Source organism: Rufibacter radiotolerans, from assembly GCF_001078055.1.
Taxonomy (GTDB): Bacteria; Bacteroidota; Bacteroidia; order Cytophagales; family Hymenobacteraceae; genus Nibribacter; species Nibribacter radiotolerans.
This window is the reverse complement of sequence record NZ_CP010777.1, coordinates 2,082,014-2,101,297: the sequence shown is the minus strand read 5'-3', so window position 1 is coordinate 2,101,297 and position 19,284 is coordinate 2,082,014. Positions and strand designations below refer to the sequence as shown.

At 50.1% G+C, this 19,284-nt stretch carries 22 protein-coding genes and 1 tRNA gene; 19 read left to right on the top strand and 4 right to left on the bottom strand.

Translation table 11 applies throughout. The features are described 5' to 3' along the window. Window positions 1–44 precede the first annotated feature (44 nt). A complete protein-coding gene (gene greA, locus TH63_RS08800) occupies window positions 45–518 on the top strand; it encodes a transcription elongation factor GreA (RefSeq protein WP_048920627.1) in 474 nt (157 codons plus the stop codon). An 11-nt stretch (window positions 519–529) separates the two neighbouring features. Further along, a complete protein-coding gene (locus TH63_RS08795; RefSeq protein ID WP_048920626.1) occupies window positions 530–922 on the top strand; it encodes an HIT family protein in 393 nt (130 codons plus the stop codon). Between the two features lie 164 nt (window positions 923–1,086). Here TH63_RS08795 and ruvC read toward each other — a convergent pair whose 3' ends face one another. Next, on the bottom strand, window positions 1,087–1,659 hold the full coding sequence (gene ruvC / locus TH63_RS08790; RefSeq protein WP_048920625.1) for a crossover junction endodeoxyribonuclease RuvC: 573 nt from the start codon (window positions 1,657–1,659) through the stop codon (window positions 1,087–1,089). Window positions 1,660–1,662: 3 nt separating this feature from the next. On the opposite strand from ruvC, the gene TH63_RS08785 reads away from it, so the two are divergent. The 10 genes from TH63_RS08785 (at window position 1,663) to TH63_RS08740 (ending at window position 9,965) form a co-directional block, all read left to right on the top strand. After that, entirely contained in the window at window positions 1,663–2,661 is a 999-nt protein-coding gene (locus TH63_RS08785; protein ID WP_197088663.1) for a lysylphosphatidylglycerol synthase domain-containing protein, read from the top strand. Further along, window positions 2,661–3,794: a glycosyltransferase family 2 protein gene (locus tag TH63_RS08780; RefSeq protein ID WP_048920623.1), complete on the top strand. Its 1,134-nt coding sequence runs from the start codon at window positions 2,661–2,663 to the stop codon at window positions 3,792–3,794. Before TH63_RS08785 ends, TH63_RS08780 begins: the two co-directional genes overlap by 1 nt. Further along, window positions 3,791–4,048, top strand: a complete 258-nt coding sequence (locus TH63_RS08775) for a hypothetical protein (protein ID WP_048920622.1) — start codon at window positions 3,791–3,793, stop codon at window positions 4,046–4,048. Before TH63_RS08780 ends, TH63_RS08775 begins: the two co-directional genes overlap by 4 nt. Before the next feature lie 294 nt (window positions 4,049–4,342). Further along, entirely contained in the window at window positions 4,343–5,566 is a 1,224-nt protein-coding gene (locus TH63_RS08770; protein WP_048920621.1) for a PP2C family protein-serine/threonine phosphatase, read from the top strand. Between the two features lie 104 nt (window positions 5,567–5,670). After that, on the top strand, window positions 5,671–6,276 hold the full coding sequence (locus tag TH63_RS08765) for a polysaccharide deacetylase family protein (protein WP_076606447.1): 606 nt from the start codon (window positions 5,671–5,673) through the stop codon (window positions 6,274–6,276). A gap of 3 nt (window positions 6,277–6,279) precedes the next feature. Further along, on the top strand, window positions 6,280–7,371 hold the full coding sequence (locus tag TH63_RS08760) for a glycosyltransferase (RefSeq protein WP_048920619.1): 1,092 nt from the start codon (window positions 6,280–6,282) through the stop codon (window positions 7,369–7,371). A 134-nt stretch (window positions 7,372–7,505) separates the two neighbouring features. Next, window positions 7,506–8,267 carry a TatD family hydrolase gene (locus tag TH63_RS08755; RefSeq protein WP_048920618.1) on the top strand — a complete coding sequence of 254 codons (762 nt, stop codon included), beginning with the start codon at window positions 7,506–7,508 and terminating at the stop codon, window positions 8,265–8,267. Window positions 8,268–8,271: 4 nt separating this feature from the next. Next, the gene (locus TH63_RS08750; protein WP_048920617.1) at window positions 8,272–9,360 is read left to right on the top strand and encodes an asparaginase; all 1,089 of its coding nucleotides are present in this window, start codon (window positions 8,272–8,274) and stop codon (window positions 9,358–9,360) included. 55 nt (window positions 9,361–9,415) lie between these two features. Continuing rightward, a tRNA-Ser gene (locus tag TH63_RS08745) sits at window positions 9,416–9,502 on the top strand. 97 nt (window positions 9,503–9,599) lie between these two features. Then, window positions 9,600–9,965 (top strand): hypothetical protein, encoded by a 366-nt coding sequence (locus TH63_RS08740; RefSeq protein WP_048920616.1) that lies wholly within the window; start codon window positions 9,600–9,602, stop codon window positions 9,963–9,965. 10 nt (window positions 9,966–9,975) lie between these two features. On the opposite strand, the gene TH63_RS20520 is transcribed toward TH63_RS08740, so the two are convergent. Then, window positions 9,976–10,311 carry a hypothetical protein gene (locus TH63_RS20520; protein ID WP_048920615.1) on the bottom strand — a complete coding sequence of 112 codons (336 nt, stop codon included), beginning with the start codon at window positions 10,309–10,311 and terminating at the stop codon, window positions 9,976–9,978. 255 nt (window positions 10,312–10,566) lie between these two features. Here TH63_RS20520 and TH63_RS08730 point away from each other — a divergent pair, with 255 nt between their 5' ends. Genes TH63_RS08730 through TH63_RS08700 form a run of 7 tightly spaced genes read left to right on the top strand, consistent with a single transcriptional unit; the run spans window position 10,567 to window position 17,451 of the window. Then, complete coding sequence (locus TH63_RS08730) at window positions 10,567–11,166, top strand: TetR/AcrR family transcriptional regulator (protein WP_048920614.1); 600 nt, start codon at window positions 10,567–10,569, stop codon at window positions 11,164–11,166. 3 nt (window positions 11,167–11,169) lie between these two features. Next, on the top strand, window positions 11,170–12,465 hold the full coding sequence (locus TH63_RS08725) for a TolC family protein (RefSeq protein ID WP_048920613.1): 1,296 nt from the start codon (window positions 11,170–11,172) through the stop codon (window positions 12,463–12,465). Between the two features lie 18 nt (window positions 12,466–12,483). Then, the gene (locus TH63_RS08720; protein ID WP_048920612.1) at window positions 12,484–13,440 is read left to right on the top strand and encodes an HlyD family secretion protein; all 957 of its coding nucleotides are present in this window, start codon (window positions 12,484–12,486) and stop codon (window positions 13,438–13,440) included. Next, window positions 13,437–14,363 (top strand): ABC transporter ATP-binding protein, encoded by a 927-nt coding sequence (locus TH63_RS08715; RefSeq protein ID WP_048920611.1) that lies wholly within the window; start codon window positions 13,437–13,439, stop codon window positions 14,361–14,363. Before TH63_RS08720 ends, TH63_RS08715 begins: the two co-directional genes overlap by 4 nt. After that, entirely contained in the window at window positions 14,360–15,226 is an 867-nt protein-coding gene (locus TH63_RS08710) for an ABC transporter ATP-binding protein (RefSeq protein WP_197088662.1), read from the top strand. The genes TH63_RS08715 and TH63_RS08710 overlap by 4 nt, the downstream gene beginning before the upstream one ends. A gap of 3 nt (window positions 15,227–15,229) precedes the next feature. Continuing rightward, the gene (locus tag TH63_RS08705; RefSeq protein WP_048920610.1) at window positions 15,230–16,336 is read left to right on the top strand and encodes an ABC transporter permease; all 1,107 of its coding nucleotides are present in this window, start codon (window positions 15,230–15,232) and stop codon (window positions 16,334–16,336) included. After that, window positions 16,333–17,451 carry an ABC transporter permease gene (locus TH63_RS08700; protein ID WP_048920609.1) on the top strand — a complete coding sequence of 373 codons (1,119 nt, stop codon included), beginning with the start codon at window positions 16,333–16,335 and terminating at the stop codon, window positions 17,449–17,451. Before TH63_RS08705 ends, TH63_RS08700 begins: the two co-directional genes overlap by 4 nt. Before the next feature lie 388 nt (window positions 17,452–17,839). Here the strand turns inward: TH63_RS08700 and TH63_RS08695 are convergent, their stop codons facing one another. Both TH63_RS08695 and TH63_RS20915 read right to left on the bottom strand, forming a co-directional pair. Beyond that, a complete protein-coding gene (locus TH63_RS08695; protein WP_048920608.1) occupies window positions 17,840–18,106 on the bottom strand; it encodes a hypothetical protein in 267 nt (88 codons plus the stop codon). Between the two features lie 174 nt (window positions 18,107–18,280). Beyond that, window positions 18,281–18,949 (bottom strand): ABC transporter permease subunit, encoded by a 669-nt coding sequence (locus tag TH63_RS20915; protein WP_394331427.1) that lies wholly within the window; start codon window positions 18,947–18,949, stop codon window positions 18,281–18,283. Window positions 18,950–19,284: the final 335 nt, after the last annotated feature.

Below are 19,284 nucleotides of genomic sequence, written 5' to 3'. Positions count from 1 at the left end.
GCCGTTCTTCTTTTTTTTAAACATTGTACTAACCCATTACAGATATGGCAACAGTATCTTATTACACTCCGGAGGGATTACAGAAACTGAAGGAAGAGTTACATGAACTTAAAACCAAAGGTCGCTCTGCGGTTGCCCACCAACTGGCTGAGGCCCGTGACAAAGGCGATCTAAGCGAGAACGCGGAATATGATGCGGCCAAGGATGCCCAAGGCCACTTGGAACTGAAGATATCTAAACTGGAGGAAGTGCTGGGCAATGCCCGCCTGATAGATGAGACCAACATGGACCTTTCCAAGGCCCTTATTCTCTCAAAGGTCAAGCTGAAGAACCTGAACAACAACATGGAAATGGTGTATACCCTGGTAGCCGAGGAAGAGGCCAACCTGGGCGCGGGCAAAATCTCCGTGAAATCACCCATCGGCAAAGGCTTGCTGGGGAAATCAGTAGGGGAGATAGCGGAGATCACGGTTCCGGCCGGTAAACTCCGTTTTGAAATCCTTGACATCAGCCGTTAATCCGCTCTGCCATGGCCACCATCTTCTCAAAAATAATCAGCGGCGAGATTCCAGCCTACAAAGTGCTGGAAGATGATCGTTTCCTTGCTTTTTTAGATGTGTTCCCCATGGTGAAAGGCCATACGCTGGTTATTCCTAAAGAGCCGGTAGATTACATATTTGACCTGGACCCAGACACCCTGGGTGATTTGCATAAGTTTGCCCAGAAAGTGGCTGTGGCGGTTAAGAAAGTCGTACCCTGCGTGCGAATAGGAGTGGCTGTCATTGGCCTGGAAGTGCCACACGCCCACATTCACCTGGTGCCCATGAACCAAATGTCTGACATGAATTTCAGTCACCCTAAACTAAAGCTAGAGGCTTCTGAAATGGAGGAGATAGCGGAGAAGATCAGACAGGCCTTTTAGTTGTTGGTGATTAGTTTTTAGTTGCTAGCCCACAAAACATGGAGGGTTTATTAACACCAGTAAAAGTAGTTCGGTCCGTTTTGGGCCTGTTTTCCTGAAAACAGGCCCAAAACGGACCGAACTACTTTATAAAAAACTTACCACTAAAAACTAATCACTAGCAACTACTTGGACATCCGGTCTGGATTCTCTGTGAGGAAGGCTTTCCAGGATTTACCGCCGGCTTTCTGGTTGTTACCCTGCTGGTAGTGGTGGCATAGGGCCACGGCCAGAGCATCTGTGGCATCCAGGAATTTGGGGGCTTCTTTGATTTTCAGGATCTGGAGCAGCATGGAGGCTACCTGCTCTTTAGAGGCGTTCCCGTTGCCGGTCACAGATTGTTTTACTTTCTTTGGGGCATATTCCACATACGGGATGTCACGGGACAGGGCGGCGGCAATGGCTACGCCCTGCGCGCGGCCCAACTTGAGCATGGACTGCACGTTGGTGCCGTAGAAAGGTGCCTCAATGGCTAGTTCATCCGGAAGGTATTCAGTGATGAGCCGAAGGGTGGCGTCAAAGATCTTTTTTAGTTTAATGGCGTGGTTGGCATAGCTTTTCAGTTGCAGCACGCCGTATTGGAGCACGGTAATCTTAGATCCGTTCACCTCAATGAGGCCGTAGCCCATGACGTTGGTGCCGGGGTCAATGCCTAAGATTAACTTATTATTGGGAAGAACTGGGGTAGAATGAATCATGAGGTGCAAAAATACAAACAATCTGGCAATCTGCTGGTATCCCGTCGGTTTTTGGGCTGGCTTGGGAAGCTGTCGGTCTTTGCTTTAACCCTGTATTACCTGTTTCACGCCATTTCAGAGGCCAGGACCAATAGCGCTTTTTCCGGAGATACCTTGCAACAGGTATGGCACAGCAGTTGGGGAGCCATTTTGGTTGCCGCGGCGCTGTTGCCGGTAAACTGGGGGGTAGAGGCCGCCAAATGGCAATACCTTTCCCAGAAAATAGAAAAGATCTCTTTCCTGGAAGCCTACCGGGCGGTGCTGGTGGGCCTCACCCTGGGGTTTGTGACCCCTAATCGGGTAGGGGACTACGCCGGTCGCATTTTAACCCTCCACAAAGACAACCGTACCGACGCCATTGGTGCCATCCTGCTGGGCCGCCTTTGCCAGCTATATGCCACCGTGTTGGCGGGGTCTGGGGCCATCGCCTATTTCGTGTTTAAATTCTACGTGCCCCTGGCTTCACCGGTAGGGGTGTCTGTGGCCTTGGGTCTGCTGTTTTTGAACGGGTGGGCGCTGGCCTTGCTGTTTAGCTTTCAGGGGGCCATTAATTTCCTGGAGAAGATCCCGGTGCTGCGGCGCTGGGTGCACTACTTTGCGGTGGTAGGCCAGTATTCAGGGCCTGAGCTCAGGAAAGTGCTCTGGATTTCCGGGGTACGGTATCTGGTTTTCATGGCCCAGTTTGGGTTGCTGTTGTGGGCCTTTGGGGTGCGGCTCTCGGTGCAGGAATATGCCTGGGGCGTGGCTGGTACCTTCCTGTTAAAATCGGCGGTGCCCTCCATTAATGCCCTGGCCGATATTGGCATGCGCGAGCTTTCTGCCATGCACTTTTTTGGGATGATGGGGCAGGACCCGCTATTGGTGCTGGGCGCCAGCCTTTCTTTGTGGGCCTTGAACATTGCCTTGCCCAGCCTGCTGGGACTGGTTTTTGTTTTACCGCTTAAACTTTCCCGTACCAGGTGATGTCTGTTCTGCTGGCGTTTCTGGTGATCGGGCTGTACGCTGCGGTGGTCCTCCGGTGTTGGTGGGCCTGGACCCAATTGCCTACGGTATCCATAGAAGAAGCCGCAACGCCGGCCTTCTTTTCCGTGATCATTCCGGTTCGCAATGAGGCGCAGAATATTTTAATCTTGCTTCAGGACCTGGAAAATCAGCAATACCCCGCTCATTCCTTTGAGGTGTTGGTGGTAGATGACCACTCCGAAGACCAAACCGCTTACCTAGTCCAGCAATTCCAGGCCCATTCCTCTCTTTCAATTACCTTTCTGTCGTTAGCCACTTTCCCAGGAAAAAGGCAAAAGAAGGCCGCCGTGGAAGTAGGCATCCAGGCCGCCCAAGGCGAATGGATCGTGTGCACCGACGGAGATTGCCGCGTTTCTCAGCACTGGTTGTCAGCCCTAAACCAGGTGAGACACACACAATCCCCTAAAATCATTAGTGGTCCGGTGCAGTACGCACCCACCCATTCCCTTTGGCAAAAGGTGCAGGCCCTGGAGTTTTCAGCCTTGATTGGGGTGGGGGCGGCGTCCATTGGTTTGCAGAAACCTACTATGTGCAACGGTGCTAACCTGGCGTATGAAAAGGAGGCCTTTTACGCCGTCAATGGTTTTGAAGGCAATGCACAGATCCCCTCCGGCGATGATGAGTTCCTGCTCCACAAGATCCACCAACGGTTTCCGGGAAGGGTAGCTTTTGCCAAAGCAAAGGAGGCCATTGTGCGTACGCCCCCAGCAGCCACAGTGATGCAGTTCCTTCAGCAACGCATCAGGTGGGCCAGCAAGTGGAAGCACTATGAAACGTTTTCTTCACGCCTGCTTGCGCTGCTGGTGTTAGGGGCCAATTTAGCTGTGCTTGGGGTGGGGATGACCGCTTTTGCAGGACTTTGGCCTTGGTGGGCAGCAGCATCGGCAATTGTGTTAAAGTTAGGGGCAGATACCGTGCTACTTTATCCAGTTTTAGGCTTTTTTGGTAAAAAGACCTTACTTTGGCACCTGGTGTTATTACAAATTGTGTACGGGCCGTATATCCTTTTAACCGCCTTGTTAGGCCTGAAAGGGAGTTACGCCTGGAAAGGCCGCCAACTGAAAACCGCATGACAGATCAGGAGTTTGATATTCTGGACGAGCTTTATTTCGTCACCTCTTTTGAGGAATTGCAGTCCAGAATTGGGCTGCCTGAACTCGCCCTGCGCGAGGCACTCAGGGACCTGATTGGGAATAACTACATCAAGTGCCTTTTCCCCGACCAGGATACCGTGGTGCCTTTTGACACGGTGCATTTTGAGCAGGAGGGGCACCACTATTTTTTCCTGGCCACCAAAGAAGGATTGTTGGCGCATAACTCCCGGTAGGCCTTTCAGTTACATATAATTTGCTTTCATTCACCGTTTTATTTCTGAAAGGCAACGGATAGCAAATTCCGTTTTGGGCCCGTTTTCCCGAAAACAAACCAAAACCAGCCTTACACCTACATTAGGTTTGCCTGGCTTTAAATAGTAGGAAAAAAGGTTTTCTATGAAATGGAATGTGCAGCGGTATTTTTTTAGTTTCTTTGTCCTGTATCTGCCGGAATTAAAATTTACAAGTTTAATCTGGTGAAATACCACTCTTGGGTTGTGAATGAATCCTAAAAGTCTCAAAAGCAAATGTCTGAATTGAAGTTTCCTACAGTAGAGCAGGAGTTGAACCTGAAGAAGTTGGAATTGGCTGCCCTGTTGGAGATTACCAAGGCCATCAACAACAACCTCCCGGAAGAAGCCCTCTACAAAATTTACCATTTTACCCTGCTAGCGCAGCTGAACATCAGGCGCCTGTCCCTTTTTCTCATTGATGAGAAATGGGAGTGCAAGGTATTATTTGGTACGGAACACAACTTCAGGGAAATAGAATTGCCGGAGGCCGTCACCGAACTAAGGGAAATCACCTCACTGGCCAAGTTAAACATTGACAAGCGCTGGCATGACTTTGAGACGGTCATACCCATTATGCACAACAACCGCATTCTGGCCTTTGTCATGATTGGCAACGTGCATGCCTACTACACCACCCTGGGTGCCTTAAGCTTCGTGCAGACCCTGAGTAACATCATTCTGGTGGCCATGGAAAACCGCCGTTTAGAGCGCCACCGCCTTACCCAGGAGGCCATGCGGAAAGAGATTGAAATTGCCCGCGAGGTACAGAACATGCTCTTTCCCAAGTCACTGCCCAATAACAAAGACGTGGCCATTCACGCCACCTACATTCCGCACTCCTCCATTGGCGGCGATTACTATGATTTCATTCCCATAGACGAGGACCAGTTCCTTTTCTGCGTGGCAGACGTATCTGGCAAAGGCGTTCCGGCCTCCCTGCTCATGTCTAACTTTCAGGCGGGTATCCGGACTATCCTGCGGCAGACCACCAACCTGAATACTATTGTCAGTGAGCTGAATGATCTGATCTATCGCAACGCGATCGCGGAGAAATTCATCACCTGTTTTCTGGGTATCTACAACCGCGTGACCCGGGAGCTGAGTTACGTGAATGCGGGCCACAATGCCTCTATTCTTTTGTATGACAACAACACCTACAAGTTGCTGGAAGAAGGGTGTACCATGCTGGGAATTTTTGATGAGCTCCCGTTTCTGTCGGTAACCAAGGTGCTGGTTCCGCCGCAGTCTTTTGTATTTTGCTACACAGACGGCCTTACGGAGGTATTCAACCATGATGAAGACGAGTTTGGGCTGGAGAATACCATCCGGGTGCTGCAAAACTGTCGATACGTCAGCTCGCGCAACATCCATACGCAGCTCTTGAAGGAGATCAACGCCTATAACAGTGATGAGACCTTCAGTGATGATATTACCTTGCTTTCCTGCCGGTTCAAATAGTTAGGGAACCAGGCAAATTCTTCCAATAAGGCATTCCTTCAGATTCCGTTTTCACCCAGGCATACCTGTAAAAAGTGGTTAGATTCTTTAAGACTCCCTTCTTTATGCCCTGGCTTTTTCCAAAGGTTTGGTGGCGAAGACCTGCAAAGGAGAAAACCCTTTACCTGACCTTTGATGATGGCCCCATTCCGGAGGTTACGCCTTTTGTGTTGGACCAGTTAGCGGCTTACCAGGCCAAGGCCACCTTTTTCTGCGTAGGGGAGAATCTGGAGCGCCATAAAGAAATTGCTACGCAAGTCATGAAGCAAGGCCATATGCTGGCCAACCACACCCACCAGCACGTAAAAGCCTGGCAACTTTCCCCAGTCGCGTACTTTGCGCAAGTGACCAAATGCCAAGAGGTGTTAGAAACACTTGAAAGGCCTGCTACCCAAACAAAACTTTTCCGGCCGCCCCATGGCCAACTCACGCTGCGGCATCTGCGTACGCTGCAACCAGAGTATCAGGTAGTAATGTGGAGCAGTCTGGCCTATGATTTTGACCAGACGCTTTCCCCAGAAGAATGTCTGCGCAAAACTATTGCTTCTATTCAACCTGGTGGCGTGGTGGTGCTGCATGATAGCCTGAAGGCGGAGCGCAACCTAAGGTACGTTTTACCCAGGTTGCTGGAGCATTTCTCTTCGCTGGGATACAGTTTCCAAACCCTGTAAGGCATGTTATTCACCCTTGGTTTTTTTGTTCTGTATTTCACCCTTTTCCTGCTCTTGCTGGTACTGTGGTGGCAGAGAAAAGAGCCGGTGGTGCCACCCTTGCAGCACTTCCCCAGAATCAGTATCCTCATTGCCGCCCGAAACGAGGAGAAGCATATCCTTACATGCCTGCAAGCCATTGACCGGTTGCAGTACCCTAAAGAGAAGGTGGAGGTGTTGGTAGGCAATGACCGGTCCACGGACCAAACCCAGGCCCTAGTAGAGGAATTTGCGCAGCATCATCCCTACGTTTCATGCCTGCCCATCACCTATGATCTGCGCGGTACTAAAGGCAAACCCAATGTACTGGCGCAACTCTCCCAGAAAGCCACCACAGATCTTTTCTTTTTCACGGACGCCGATATTGAGGTCCCGGTTCTTTGGATAGAAACGCTACTTAAAAACTTAAAGGCTGAAACCGGTATTGTCACCGGCATTACCACCACCAAAGGAACCCGGTTGTTTGACCGGCTCCAATCATTGGACTGGCTGTATGCGCTGGGATTGATGCAGGTAGTCGCTGACCGCAAACTGCCCGTTTCCTCCATGGGCAATAACATGCTGGTGACCCGCCATGCCTATGAGGCGGTGGGAGGCTACGCCGGAATTCCATTTTCTATCACTGAAGATGTGCAGCTGTTCCGGCAGGTTCTGGCCAAAGGCTATAAAAGCGCCAATGTGTACTGCCCTGAAACCTTAGCTGTCTCAGCACCCGCCCCAGATCTGAAAACCTTGTACCAGCAACGCCGGCGCTGGATGCGCGGCTCCTTTCATTTGCCCTGGTACATGTGGGTGTTGCTAGCCATCCATACCGCCTTTTACCCGGTCTGGATTCCGTTTTTCCTGAAAGCTCCTTTGGCCTTCGGGACTACGGTTTATCTGCTAAAGGTTCTTTGCCAGAGCGTTTTCGTGCATCTTTGCCTCCGGCATGCCGGCCGTAAGACCAATTGGATAGACTTGGTTTTGCTGGAAGGGTATGTGCTGTTTAATTCTGTGGTATTACTGGTGCTTCTGTTTTTGCCTATAAAGATAAAGTGGAAGGGCCGCCAGTATTAGGCAAGAGGAAAGGGCAGAAGCAGCCCTACTGGAAAAAGTAAAGCGCTGTCGTTTCCTAAAACCGTATCTTTGCGTTTTAGGCCTGTTTTACCAAAAACGGCCCTAAAACAGAACGCTTGAGTTTACCATTACCTATGACCTATATAGATTCTCACGCGCACGTCTTCTCCCCAGATTTCGCCCAGGACCGGGAGGAGATGCTTCAGCGTGCCCAGGCGGCGGGGGTAGCTGAAATTTACATGCCGAACATTGACCTTGCTTCGCTGGACACCATGCTCCAGTTGGAGAAAGACCACCCCTGGTGCCACTCGTTGTTAGGCCTTCACCCGTGCCACGTTTTCCAAGATTTCAGGCAAGTGCTTACCCAGTTAGAAAGCCAGTTTGAGCAGCGCTCCTTTAAGGGAATAGGGGAGGCCGGCCTGGATTATTACTGGGACAAAACCTTTGTGAAGGAGCAGCAGGAAGCGCTCAGGATTCAATGCGGTTGGGCTAAGAAATACCAGATTCCCATTGTATTGCATACCAGAGACGCCTTTTCAGATACGCTCCAGATAATCAAAGAACAGCAGGATGGTACGCTGAGAGGTATCTTCCACTGTTTTTCAGGAACCGTAGAAGACGCCCAGGCGGCCTTGGACGTGAACTTTCTGTTAGGCATAGGCGGGGTAAGCACCTTTAAGAACGGAGGCCTGGAGCCGGTTTTACAGGCAATTGATTTAAAACATCTGGTATTGGAAACCGACAGTCCGTATCTTGCGCCGGTGCCCAAACGCGGGAAGCGGAACGAGCCTTCTTACCTCCCGTATGTGGCGCAGCGCATAGCGGACATCAAAAGTATTACCTTAGACGAGGTTGCCGCGGCCACAACGGTCAACGCCAAGCGCCTCTTTTCCTGATATTATGAAGTTTTTAAAGGTAAATATCAATACGGCGGCCCCCCGTGACCCTGAGGCTTCCATTTTGCTTATTTACACAGGCGGTACCATAGGCATGGTCTCTGACAAACAGGATGAACACCTGGTGCCCTTTGATTTCAGTGAGGTTATTCACCGGGTGCCGGAGATGCGGCAGTTTAAGGTAATGCTGACTGTTTTGAGCTTGGACCCGCCCATTGACTCCTCTAACATTGGCGTTGAGCACTGGGTGAAACTGGCGCAGGTGATTCAGGTGAATTACCAGGAGTATGACGGGTTCGTGATCTTGCACGGTACTGATACCATGGCCTACAGCGCTTCTGCCTTAAGCTTTCTGCTGGAGAACCTGGGCAAGCCCGTTATTTTCACCGGTGCGCAGGTGCCCATTGGCCGCATGCGGACCGATGCCCGCCGTAACCTGATCACCGCCCTGGAGATTGCCTCGGCCCACCGCATGGGCAAACCCCTGGTCCCTGAGGTTTGCATCTTCTTCAACACCCTTTTGCTGCGGGGCAACCGCTCCACTAAAGTGGAGAGCCGCCACTTCAATGCCTTTCACTCCGGTAAATATGCCCCATTGGCGAAGGCGGGCATAGACATTGAATACAACCAAACCGTTATCCTTGATCCACCTGCTGGCCCCCTGCGGGTCTATGGGGAATTGGAAAGCCAGGTGGCGGTCCTGAAGCTGTTCCCGGGCATAAACGAGGCGGTGGTCAAGGCTATTCTCAATGCCAAGGGCTTGAAAGGGCTGGTGCTGGAGACCTTTGGGGCTGGTAACGCACCTACGTACCCGTGGTTTCTGAAGCTGTTGCGTGACGCCGTAAAAAGGGGCCTTACCATCTTAAACGTATCACAATGTGAAGAAGGGGAGGTAAACCAGGGGCAGTATGAAACCAGTAAATACCTGAAAGACATGGGAGTTATTGGCGGCTCAGACCTGAGCACCGAAGCGGCCGTGACCAAATTGATGTTTGTGCTGGCCCAGAACCTTTCCAAAGAAGAAATTGCCGAAGCATTGCAAAATGACCTCAGGGGAGAATTAACCAATAGAAACTTACTGGAAAAGCGGTAAGTAACTTGCAAAAGCAAATGCTTCTGCCTTACTTTGCATTCCCATTTAAGGACCCGGAGAGGTGTCAGAGTGGTCGAACGAGCACGCCTGGAAAGTGTGTATACTGGTAACGGTATCGAGGGTTCGAATCCCTCCCTCTCCGCACAAGTAAAGCCCTGACTTATTTTAAATAAGTCAGGGCTTTTAGTTTTTAGCGCTTTCTGGATTGAATCAGTACATAATTTACCTTATCTTGATTCATGGGCCATCTTCAATCTTTTGAATTCTTTCTAGGGGGGTATTTCAGTGATTCCAACCAGTTGAAACTGGAAGGCAATGTTTTGCGCTGCTCAGAATACCAGGGGTTTCCTTCTGAGCATGATAAACTCATAAACCTTGAGGGGAATAAGGATTGGGAAAACCTGGTCAAGTTCCTGCAAACCTGCAACTGGAAGAAAAGGTACGCTGATAATTCTGTCTGCGACGGCACGCAATGGGAGTTAAAGGCGAAGGGCAAAGGAATCAACCTAAATATCTACGGCTCAAATGAATATCCTGAGAATTTTTCTGAGTTGCTGGGCCTCCTGAACAAGGTAGTGGCACCAGCTGGCATAAAAATAAGGTAATGCCCCAGGCTCAATCCCAGCAGCCCATCCCTTCAAATTTTAAGGTTTCTTGTTTGCACCTTGGGCAGTGCCAGAACTCCTTGCTCTCTAAATATTCTGAATCAGGAAAGTTTTCCTCGTTTCCGCTTTCCTTTTCTAAGTCTTCAAAGTAGAACCGCATTTTCCTGCGGCATTTTGGACATTTAGAGATGCTTTTGCTTATGTCTCGTCCTACCACAACGCCACAGTGGTCGCAATATGCGGGTTCCATCCTTTGGTGATTTTCATAGTAATTAAACCCAATCCCCTGAAAGATCTCTTTAGATTCCAGCCCGCAAGGGCAGGTGGCCATAATGATGTTCCCCATATTGTAAAGGATATTGCTACCTCTAATATAGGAGTTGTTTTGTCAAAAAGCAGGGTTTAGGTTTTCTTAGCCTTTCGGGTTGTTTGCCGCCTGAAAATTAACTATTTCGGTCTTTCCTTAAAATCACTTGGCACGTTTAGAAAGATATAGTCTCTGGTTATCAAGGTTCTAATAAAAAAACCAGTCTCTTTTGTATGCTAATCTAAGCACGCCTACTTTTGCGTTAACCAAATGGTTAAACATATTGGTTAAGAAATGGAAAAAACCACCGAAGATAGGATTTTGGCTGCGGCCACCAAGGTTTTCATGGCCAGGGGAATGGCGGGTTCCCGCATGCAGGACATCGCGGATGAGGCCGGGATCAACAAAGCACTCCTGCATTACTATTTCAGGAGCAAGGAAAAGTTGTTTGATGAGATTTTCAAGCAGGTGTCTGGCCAGTTATTGCCCCGCATCAACCAGATTCTCACCTCTGACTTGTCTTTGTTTGCCAAGATAGAGGCTTGTTGCCAGGAGTACATTGAGCGTATGCTCCACAACCCTTTCCTGCCCCTTTTTATTATTGAAGAAACCAACAAACAGCAGGGCACCTTTTTAGAAAGGCATTTGGGGGACCAGCGCCTGAACATGGCCAGATTTGCGGAGCAGGTACAGCAGGAAGTGGCCTTGGGAAGCATCAGGCCCATTCACCCTTTTGAACTCTACTTGAACATGATGTCGCTGTGCGTTTTCCCGTTTCTGGGCCGGCCTTTGATGCAACACATGACCGGCCTGGGCCAGGACCAGTTTCTGGCCATGATGGAAGCCCGCAAGCGGGAAGTTCCGGCTTTCGTGATTCACTCCCTTAGATTATAGCCTATGCGACCATCTATTTCTTGGGCTTGGGGCAAAGCCAACACCTTGTTTCTGCTGGCCCTTCTTCTTTCTGGTTCTTTACAGGCCCGGCAGGTCCCGGTGCTCACCCTGGAAGAGGCGCAGGAGCAGGCCCGGCAACATTATCCTATTTCGCGGCAGCGGGATCTTTTGCTTCAAACTGAACAATTCACGCTGGAGAACCTTAGCAAAGGCTATCTGCCGCAGGTGGGCCTTAATGGGCAAGCCACTTACCAATCAGCGGTCACGCAACTACCTATTTCCCTGCCTGGTGTGGAAATTATTCCTTTACCTAAAGAACAATATAAAGTCTTTGCAGAGGTAAGCCAACTGGTGTTTGACGGGGGCCTGATCAGGCAGCAAAAGAAAGCAGCGCAGCTGCAGACGGCGGTGGAGACCCAGAAAGTGGAGGTAGAACTGCTTCGGTTACAGGACCGCATTAACCAGCTTTACCTGGGCACGTTGCTGCTGGACGCCCAATTGAAACAGGTGGATCTGGTGCAGCTGGATCTGGAAGCCGGAATCAGGAGGGTAGAGGCTCAAGTGAAGAATGAAGTGAGTTTCAAATCAAATCTTTACCTGTTGCAGGCGGAGCTTTTAAAAAACAACCAACGGCGCGCAGAGTTGCGCTCGGCCAGGCAGGCCACGTTACAGACCCTGGGGTTGTTTGTAGGGCAGGCCCTGCCGGAAAGCGTGGTATTGCCCTTACCTGTTCCCACAGAGGTGATGGCCTATCAGCAGATCCAGCGCCCTGAGTTGAAAGTGTATTCTTTTCAGCAGTCATTGCTGGAGCAGCAGCAGAAGTTACTCCTGGCCCGAAACCTGCCCAAGGCCAGCCTCTTTGGGCAAACCGGCTATGGGCGCCCGGGGTTAAACTTCCTGCAGAACCAGGCAGACTTCTGGTACATGGGCGGCTTCCGGCTAAACTGGTCACTGGGCAATTTGTATACGGCCCGGAACGACCGCAAACTCATTGGGGTGAACCAGCAACTGACCCAAATACAACTGGAGAATTTCCTCCTGAATACCAATGCCCAGCTTACCCAGCAACGAGCCGAGATTGACAAATTGCAACAGCTTGTGGTCACGGATCAGGAAATTGTGGGCTTGCGGGAAAAGGTGAAAGCCGCTGCCAGTGCCCAACTGTCCAACAGTGTGATTACCCCCAATGACTACTTGCGAGAGGTCTACGCCGAGGACCAGGCCAGGCAAACCCTTATTCTGCACCAACTCCAGTTGCTCCAGGCCCAAATTAACTATAAAACCACCCTCGGCTATTAGCCCTAACCCTCTGCAGCCATGACAAAACTTTTCTATTTATATACCCTGGTTACCGCGCTATTTCTGTTTGGGTGTAACAACAAGGGATTAGAGTCTGATGCCACCGGAACCTTTGAAGCAGATGAAGTGATCGTTTCAGCGGAACTGGCCGGGCGCATAGACTCCTTTGCGGTAGAAGAAGGGCAGAAGCTTGGCGCCGGTCAGGTGGTAGGAACCATAGAGGCCCGCAACCTAGCCTTGCAGAAAGAGCAGGTAGAGGCCAGCATAGACGCCTTGCAGGAGAAGACCCTGGATGTACAACCCCAGATCAGGTTGCTGCAAAACCAACTGGGGGTGCAGCGGTCACAACTGGCCACCCTGGAGCAGGAACAACGGCGCACCCGTAATTTGCTTGCCGCCGATGCCGCCACTGGCAAGCAGCTGGATGACATCAACGCGCAGATAGACGTGCTCAAAGAGCAGATGAAGGTAACCCAGCAACAGATAAACGTGCAGCGTACCCTTACCACTACCCAGAACCGCGGCATTCTGAGCGAAAACAAGCCCCTGCAAAAACGCGTGGCCCAGCTGGAGGATCAGTTAGCCGATGCTCACGTGACCAACCCCATTACTGGCACGGTGCTGGCCAAATACGCAGAACAGGGGGAGGTGACCGCCCCCGGGAAAGCCCTTTACAAGATAGCCGATCTCTCTACCATTAACCTGAGGGCTTACCTGACCGGAAGTCAACTGCCGCAGGTGCGTCTGGGGCAACAAGTCACGGTACTGGTAGACCAGGAAGAGGGGTATAAAGAATTGCCGGGCACTATTACCTGGATTTCTGACAAAGCCGAGTTTACGCCTAAAACCATCCAGACCAAAGATGAACGGGCTAACTTGGTATACGCCATGAAAATACGGGTAAAGAATGATGGGTACCTGAAGATTGGCATGTATGGCGAAGTAAAGTTGCCGGAGGGGCAAAAAGAGAAATGAGCGCCGCCGTGATAGCCCTGAAACTGGTGAAAACCTATGGCGCCAAAAAGGAAAAGATTCAGGCTTTGAAAGGCGTGTCTTTTGAAGTAGCCCAGGGAGAGATCTTCGGGATCATAGGGCCAGACGGGGCCGGCAAGACTTCCCTGTTCCGGATTCTAACCACCCTGCTCTTACCAGAGGGAGGCCAGGCTACGGTAGATGGCTTTGATGTGGTACAGGACTACAAGGCCATCCGGCAACGGGTGGGCTATATGCCGGGCAGGTTCTCGCTGTACCAGGATCTGACCGTGGCTGAAAACCTGGAGTTCTTTGCCGCCATCTTCCATACCACCATCCAGGAAAACTATGACCTGATCAAAGACATATACGTGCAGATAGAGCCCTTTAAAGATAGGCGCGCCGGTAAACTGTCCGGGGGCATGAAACAGAAGCTGGCCCTTTGCTGCGCGCTCATCCATCGGCCTACCGTCCTTTTTCTGGACGAGCCCACCACCGGCGTGGATGCCGTTTCCCGCAAGGAGTTCTGGGAGATGCTGCGGAAATTAAAAGCCGAAGGAATCACCATTCTGGTTTCTACCCCTTATATGGATGAAGCCAGCCTCTGTGACCGCGTGGCCCTCATTCAGAACGGCGAGATCATGTCCATTGACACCCCAGCCGCCATCATCTCAAGTTTTGGAAAGCAACTGGTGGCAGTAAGGGCAGACAATATGTTCCAATTGCTTAAAGACCTGCAGGCTTTTCCTGGTCAGCAGGATAGTTATGCGTTTGGTGAGGACCATCACGTGGTGCTGGTGCCCACCAGCAACGCGCAAGAAGTAGAGGTTTACCTGCAGAAGAAGGGCTATTCTAACCTCCAGGTGCAGCCTGTCACGCCCAACATTGAAGACTGCTTTATTGACTTAATGAAATCAGCGTCATGACCGGAACAGACAAGGCCATCACCGTGCAGGGACTAACCAAGCGCTTTGGGGATTTTACCGCCGTAGACGGTATATCCTTTGAGGTGGAGAAGGGTGAGATCTTTGGGTTTCTGGGGGCCAACGGCGCAGGCAAGACCACGGCCATCCGGATGCTCTGCGGCTTGTCCCATCCCACCAGCGGCCAGGCAACCGTGGCTGGATATGATGTGTACCGGCAGACCGAGCAGATCAAACGCAGCATTGGCTACATGAGTCAGAAGTTTTCGCTTTACGGAGACCTCACGGTGCGGGAGAACATCCGGTTTTTTGCGGGCATTTACGGTAAGAGCAACCAGTTTATTAAAGACAACACGCAACGCCTGTTGCAGCGTCTGCACCTGCAGGACGAAGGGGACAAGCTGGTCAGGTCTCTGCCGTTGGGCTGGAAACAGAAGCTGGCTTTCTCGGTGGCCATTTTCCATGAGCCGGAGATCGTGTTTCTGGATGAACCTACCGGCGGCGTGGACCCGGTCACCCGGCGCGAGTTCTGGCAACTTATTTATGAGGCCGCCGCCTCCGGCATCACTGTTTTTGTCACCACCCACTACATGGATGAGGCCGAATACTGCAACCGCGTTTCCATTATGGTAGACGGCCGCATAGACGCCCTAGACACTCCCCAGAACCTGAAACAACAGTTTGAGGGACGTTTTTATAAAACTGGCCCGCAAGGCTACCCGGGCAGAGTAAAGATTTCTGTTTTGGGCCTGTTTTTTAGAAAACAGGCCCAAAACAGAAATGCTCGGTTACTATTATGGAAGAAGGCCCCGCGCATAAAACTTCCTCCGTTCATCACAATAAATCGCCCAAGCGGTCAATCTTAGCCCATGAAACAGTTTTGGTCATTCATCAAAAAGGAATTCTACCACATTTTCCGGGACCACAGGACCATGCTTATTTTGCTGGGCATGCCCGTGGTGCAGATCATCATCTTCGGGTTTGCGCTGACCAATGAAGTCAAGAATTCCAGGATAGCGGTACTAGATAGGTCAAACGATGCGGCTTCTGCCTCCCTTATCGCGGAGCTGGAGGCCAGCCGGTATTTTGAGATTCAAAAACACCTGTATTCTTACCAGGAGGTAGAGGAGGAATTCAAGAAAGGCAACATAAAGATGGCGGTCATCCTGCCCCAAAACTTTGAGGCAGACCTCAAGCACCTCAACAAGGCGCAGGTGCAGGTTATTGCCGATGCCTCTGACCCTAACGTAGCTAACACCCTTACCAATTATGCCTCGGCTATTATCCTGGATTACCAGGACCGGATCACCGATGGCCGCCAGCTGCCCTATAAAATAAACACCGAAATGCGAATGCTTTACAATCCGCAGATGAAGGGGGCCTACAGTTTTGTGCCTGGGGTTATGGCCTTGGTGTTAATGCTGGTTTGCACTATGATGACGGCCATTACCATTGTGCGGGAAAAGGAAATGGGTACCATGGAGGTGCTTTTGGTTTCACCGGTGCAGCCCCTGAAAATTGTGATTGCCAAGGCGGTGCCGTATTTCTTCCTTTCGCTGGTGAATATTGCCAGCATCTTGCTGTTGAGCGTGTTTGTGCTGGAGGTGCCCATTAACGGAAGCCTTCCTTTATTAGTGCTGGAAAGCATTCTTTTTACGGTGACTTCCTTGGTGCTGGGCCTGTTGATCTCGTCTGTAACCGAGTCTCAGCAGACGGCCATGTTCATTTCCCTAACCGGTATGTTTATGCCCACCATCATGTTGAGTGGGTTCATGTTTCCAATTGAGAACATGCCCCGGCTGCTGCAACTAATTTCCAATATCATTCCGGCTAAATGGTACTACATTATTGTAAGGTCAGTGATGATAAAAGGCGTGGGGCTGGAAGCGGTCTGGAAAGAGACGCTGGTTCTGGTGGGCATGCTGGTTTTCCTGCTGTTTATGAGTATCCGTAAGTTTAAGATCAGGTTGGTATGAGAACGCTGCTGTTTTTACTGCAAAAGGAATTCAGGCAGATTACCCGTGATAAATCCATCCTCCGGATGATCTTGGTAATGCCCATGCTGCAACTGGTGCTGCTGCCCAACGCCGCAGACTATGAGATGAAAAACATTCTCCTGAGCGTAGTAGACCATGACCATTCTGAATACTCCCGGCAACTGGTGCAGAAAGTTACTTCCTCCGGATACTTTAAACTGAATTCCTTTTCAGACTCCTATGCAGATGCCCTGCAGGAAGTAGAGGAAGACCGGGCTGACCTGATTCTGGAAATTCCGGCGCGGTTTGAGAAAAGTCTGGTGCATGAAGACCAGGCCACGCTGTTTCTGGCTATCAACTCCATAAATGGGGTTAAGGCCAACCTGGGGGGAGCCTATCTTCGTTCCATCATCCAAGACTATAACCGGGAAGTAAGAACCCAATGGATTCAGTTGCCCCGCCTAAGCCCCGAAACCACTATTGACATAGTGCCTACCAACTGGTTTAACCCGCGCATGAACTACAAGGTCTTTATGGTACCCGGCATTCTGGTGATTCTGGTGACGTTGGTTGGGTCTTTTCTGACGTCACTTAATATTGTGCGCGAAAAGGAGGTTGGCACCATGGAGCAGATCAACGTGACCCCCATCAAGAAACACCACTTTATTCTGGGCAAACTGATTCCTTTCTGGGCGATGGGCCTGCTGGTGCTAACCCTTGGGTTTGGTATTGCCCGGATAGGCTATGGCATCATTCCGCTGGGCAGCTTTCTGACCATCTATGTGTTTGCCGCCGTTTTTCTGCTGGCAGTGCTAGGGTTAGGGCTTCTTACTTCCACCTACTCAGACACCCAGCAACAGGCCATGTTGGTTTCCTTTTTTATGATGATGATCTTCATCCTGCTCAGCGGCCTGTACACGCCCATAGACAGTATGCCAACCTGGGCCCGTTACATTACCCGCATTAACCCGGTCGCCTACTTTATAGACGTCATAAGGCTGGTGGTACTGAAGGGGGCAGGGCTATATGAGATCAGGCAGCAGTTGGCGATTATGTTTGGTTTTGCGGTGCTGCTGAATGGGTGGGCGGTCCTAAGCTACCACAAACGTTCTTAGAGAGCGGATGGATTAATATTTGCCTGGTTTTATAAAGATTAGGTGGGTTCATTCAACAACGCTTTCTAAAAAGTCTGCAGTTGTTATATCCCACTAACTTTGGCACTGTCTTTTATTGTAACTGAACTAACTCAATATCAGAAAGTCTCCTGAAAAGGCCGGTGCGTTTTGTGCCTGTTTTTCGGGAAACAGGCACAAAATAGCTTTAGAGAGAAGGATGCTTAATCTTAGAGAACCCTGTTAAATTTTACCCGGAATTGGTGACTGCCGAAATAAAGGGACGGGCAGGGCAAAAAAAAGCCTGCCGGTGACAAGCCGGCAGGCAAACAGACAAACAACAAAAAAACTAACTTCCGCATGGGGGGCTACGGAAGACAACACAAAAAAACTAGTATCTAATTCCTGGGTGACCAGTTAGAGAATCAAACTCAAAGGTGCCTAGATAGTATCCATCTAGAATGAAGCCGTCAGCCAAAGGCGTCTTAAATTCAATCTTGTTTCCTGAGGAAGAAGTATTCACTTTTTCTTGTTGTACAAAAGCTAAAAGAGAGGTTTGCCCTCCTGGCTTTTTTAAAACTGAAGAAAAGCTTATTTGGGGGAATTGCTGCCGAACCGCTGCAGAAATTAAACCCTTACCAGATACTTTCATCATCATATACTTTATTATATGATACAATAATAGGGGGTAAAGTCAATAGAAAACAGGAAACAATTATTGATAAGATAACTTGGACAGAAGTGGGATATGATATTCTAAAAATGATATAGAAATAAAAATATAGTTCTTTTGGCTTTTTAGGATGAAAAACGATAACAATAAAATGGGTTATTATTGGTGATTCGTAACAGAGTTGGCTGTTTTGGAGGAGGAATATTTGTTACCCATTGCCTGTAAACTGAAAATAGTAATCAGAAGTAACAGTGCAGGAAAGGCAAATAACCACCATGCCTCTAAGGAAAGCCGGGCGGAGGCTAACATTTTACCCCAGGAAGGCACATCGGCAGGCAAGCCTATCCCTAAATACGCCAAGGTAGACCCAATGCCCATTAACCCCGAGGCGGCAAAGCAGAAGTTGGTAATAACCGGCCCTTTTAGGGAGGGCCAAAGGTGGTTTACCAATACCCTTTGAAAGGGGAGACCTAAGGAAGTGGTTGCCTCAAAAAAGGCTTCCTGCTTTAGCTGTAGGACAGAGGCCCTAGCCACCCGGGCGGGAAGTACCCAGTAGGTGGCGCAAATCCAACCCATAAGGGTAAGGATGGAGAAAGGGGTAAAGGTAGTCAAGAGCAACAACAGAAGCAGCTTAGGGAAGGTAGACCACACCTCTATGATTTTTTGCAAAGCCGCATCTACCGGAAGAGCAAAAGTCTTGGCCCCGCCAAGTAGGTTTTTAAGAAGTTGGGAAAGAAGAACGAAGCCAATGACCAAAAAAGTGCAGAGATATGCAAGAACTGAGAAGGCTCCATTGCCAAGGGTTTTCTCTGTTCCCCATTGAAACATAGGATAAAATAATAACCCTAGTAACAAGGTGAGACCAAAGGAAATCAAATCCGATACTCTAAGTTTAAATTTATCATTGCCCACCAGGGCAGCGGCAGTTCCGGTAGTGACCCCAAGGAGCGTGGCCCCTATGAGAGGAGGAAAAACCAACAACCAGGCAGTGCGGCAACTCAGCAAAAGATAGGAGAGAACATCTCTGCCTAATTGGTCTGTGCCCAGAAGAAACAGGGAATTTTGGAAAGGGCCAGCGTAGGCCTGATCTGGGTTTGCCAGCAATTGCCCGCCCCATGAAAGGTAGAGGTGGGCACCACCAGCCGCTAAAGTGAACAGCGCTA

Excerpts from the sequence above, each read along its gene's own strand:
- greA (WP_048920627.1), top strand. The coding sequence starts at position 45 with ATGGCAACAGTATCTTATTACACTCCGGAGGGATTACAGAAACTGAAG.
- TH63_RS08795 (WP_048920626.1), top strand. The coding sequence starts at position 530 with ATGGCCACCATCTTCTCAAAAATAATCAGCGGCGAGATTCCAGCCTAC.
- ruvC (WP_048920625.1), bottom strand. The coding sequence starts at position 1,659 with ATGATTCATTCTACCCCAGTTCTTCCCAATAATAAGTTAATCTTAGGC.
- TH63_RS08780 (WP_048920623.1), top strand. The coding sequence starts at position 2,661 with ATGTCTGTTCTGCTGGCGTTTCTGGTGATCGGGCTGTACGCTGCGGTG.
- TH63_RS08775 (WP_048920622.1), top strand. The coding sequence starts at position 3,791 with ATGACAGATCAGGAGTTTGATATTCTGGACGAGCTTTATTTCGTCACC.
- TH63_RS08770 (WP_048920621.1), top strand. The coding sequence starts at position 4,343 with ATGTCTGAATTGAAGTTTCCTACAGTAGAGCAGGAGTTGAACCTGAAG.
- TH63_RS08765 (WP_076606447.1), top strand. The coding sequence starts at position 5,671 with ATGCCCTGGCTTTTTCCAAAGGTTTGGTGGCGAAGACCTGCAAAGGAG.
- TH63_RS08760 (WP_048920619.1), top strand. The coding sequence starts at position 6,280 with ATGTTATTCACCCTTGGTTTTTTTGTTCTGTATTTCACCCTTTTCCTG.
- TH63_RS08755 (WP_048920618.1), top strand. The coding sequence starts at position 7,506 with ATGACCTATATAGATTCTCACGCGCACGTCTTCTCCCCAGATTTCGCC.
- TH63_RS08750 (WP_048920617.1), top strand. The coding sequence starts at position 8,272 with ATGAAGTTTTTAAAGGTAAATATCAATACGGCGGCCCCCCGTGACCCT.
- TH63_RS08740 (WP_048920616.1), top strand. The coding sequence starts at position 9,600 with ATGGGCCATCTTCAATCTTTTGAATTCTTTCTAGGGGGGTATTTCAGT.
- TH63_RS20520 (WP_048920615.1), bottom strand. The coding sequence starts at position 10,311 with ATGGGGAACATCATTATGGCCACCTGCCCTTGCGGGCTGGAATCTAAA.
- TH63_RS08730 (WP_048920614.1), top strand. The coding sequence starts at position 10,567 with ATGGAAAAAACCACCGAAGATAGGATTTTGGCTGCGGCCACCAAGGTT.
- TH63_RS08725 (WP_048920613.1), top strand. The coding sequence starts at position 11,170 with ATGCGACCATCTATTTCTTGGGCTTGGGGCAAAGCCAACACCTTGTTT.
- TH63_RS08720 (WP_048920612.1), top strand. The coding sequence starts at position 12,484 with ATGACAAAACTTTTCTATTTATATACCCTGGTTACCGCGCTATTTCTG.
- TH63_RS08715 (WP_048920611.1), top strand. The coding sequence starts at position 13,437 with ATGAGCGCCGCCGTGATAGCCCTGAAACTGGTGAAAACCTATGGCGCC.
- TH63_RS08710 (WP_197088662.1), top strand. The coding sequence starts at position 14,360 with ATGACCGGAACAGACAAGGCCATCACCGTGCAGGGACTAACCAAGCGC.
- TH63_RS08705 (WP_048920610.1), top strand. The coding sequence starts at position 15,230 with ATGAAACAGTTTTGGTCATTCATCAAAAAGGAATTCTACCACATTTTC.
- TH63_RS08700 (WP_048920609.1), top strand. The coding sequence starts at position 16,333 with ATGAGAACGCTGCTGTTTTTACTGCAAAAGGAATTCAGGCAGATTACC.
- TH63_RS08695 (WP_048920608.1), bottom strand. The coding sequence starts at position 18,106 with ATGATGATGAAAGTATCTGGTAAGGGTTTAATTTCTGCAGCGGTTCGG.
- TH63_RS20915 (WP_394331427.1), bottom strand. The coding sequence starts at position 18,949 with ATGTTTCAATGGGGAACAGAGAAAACCCTTGGCAATGGAGCCTTCTCA.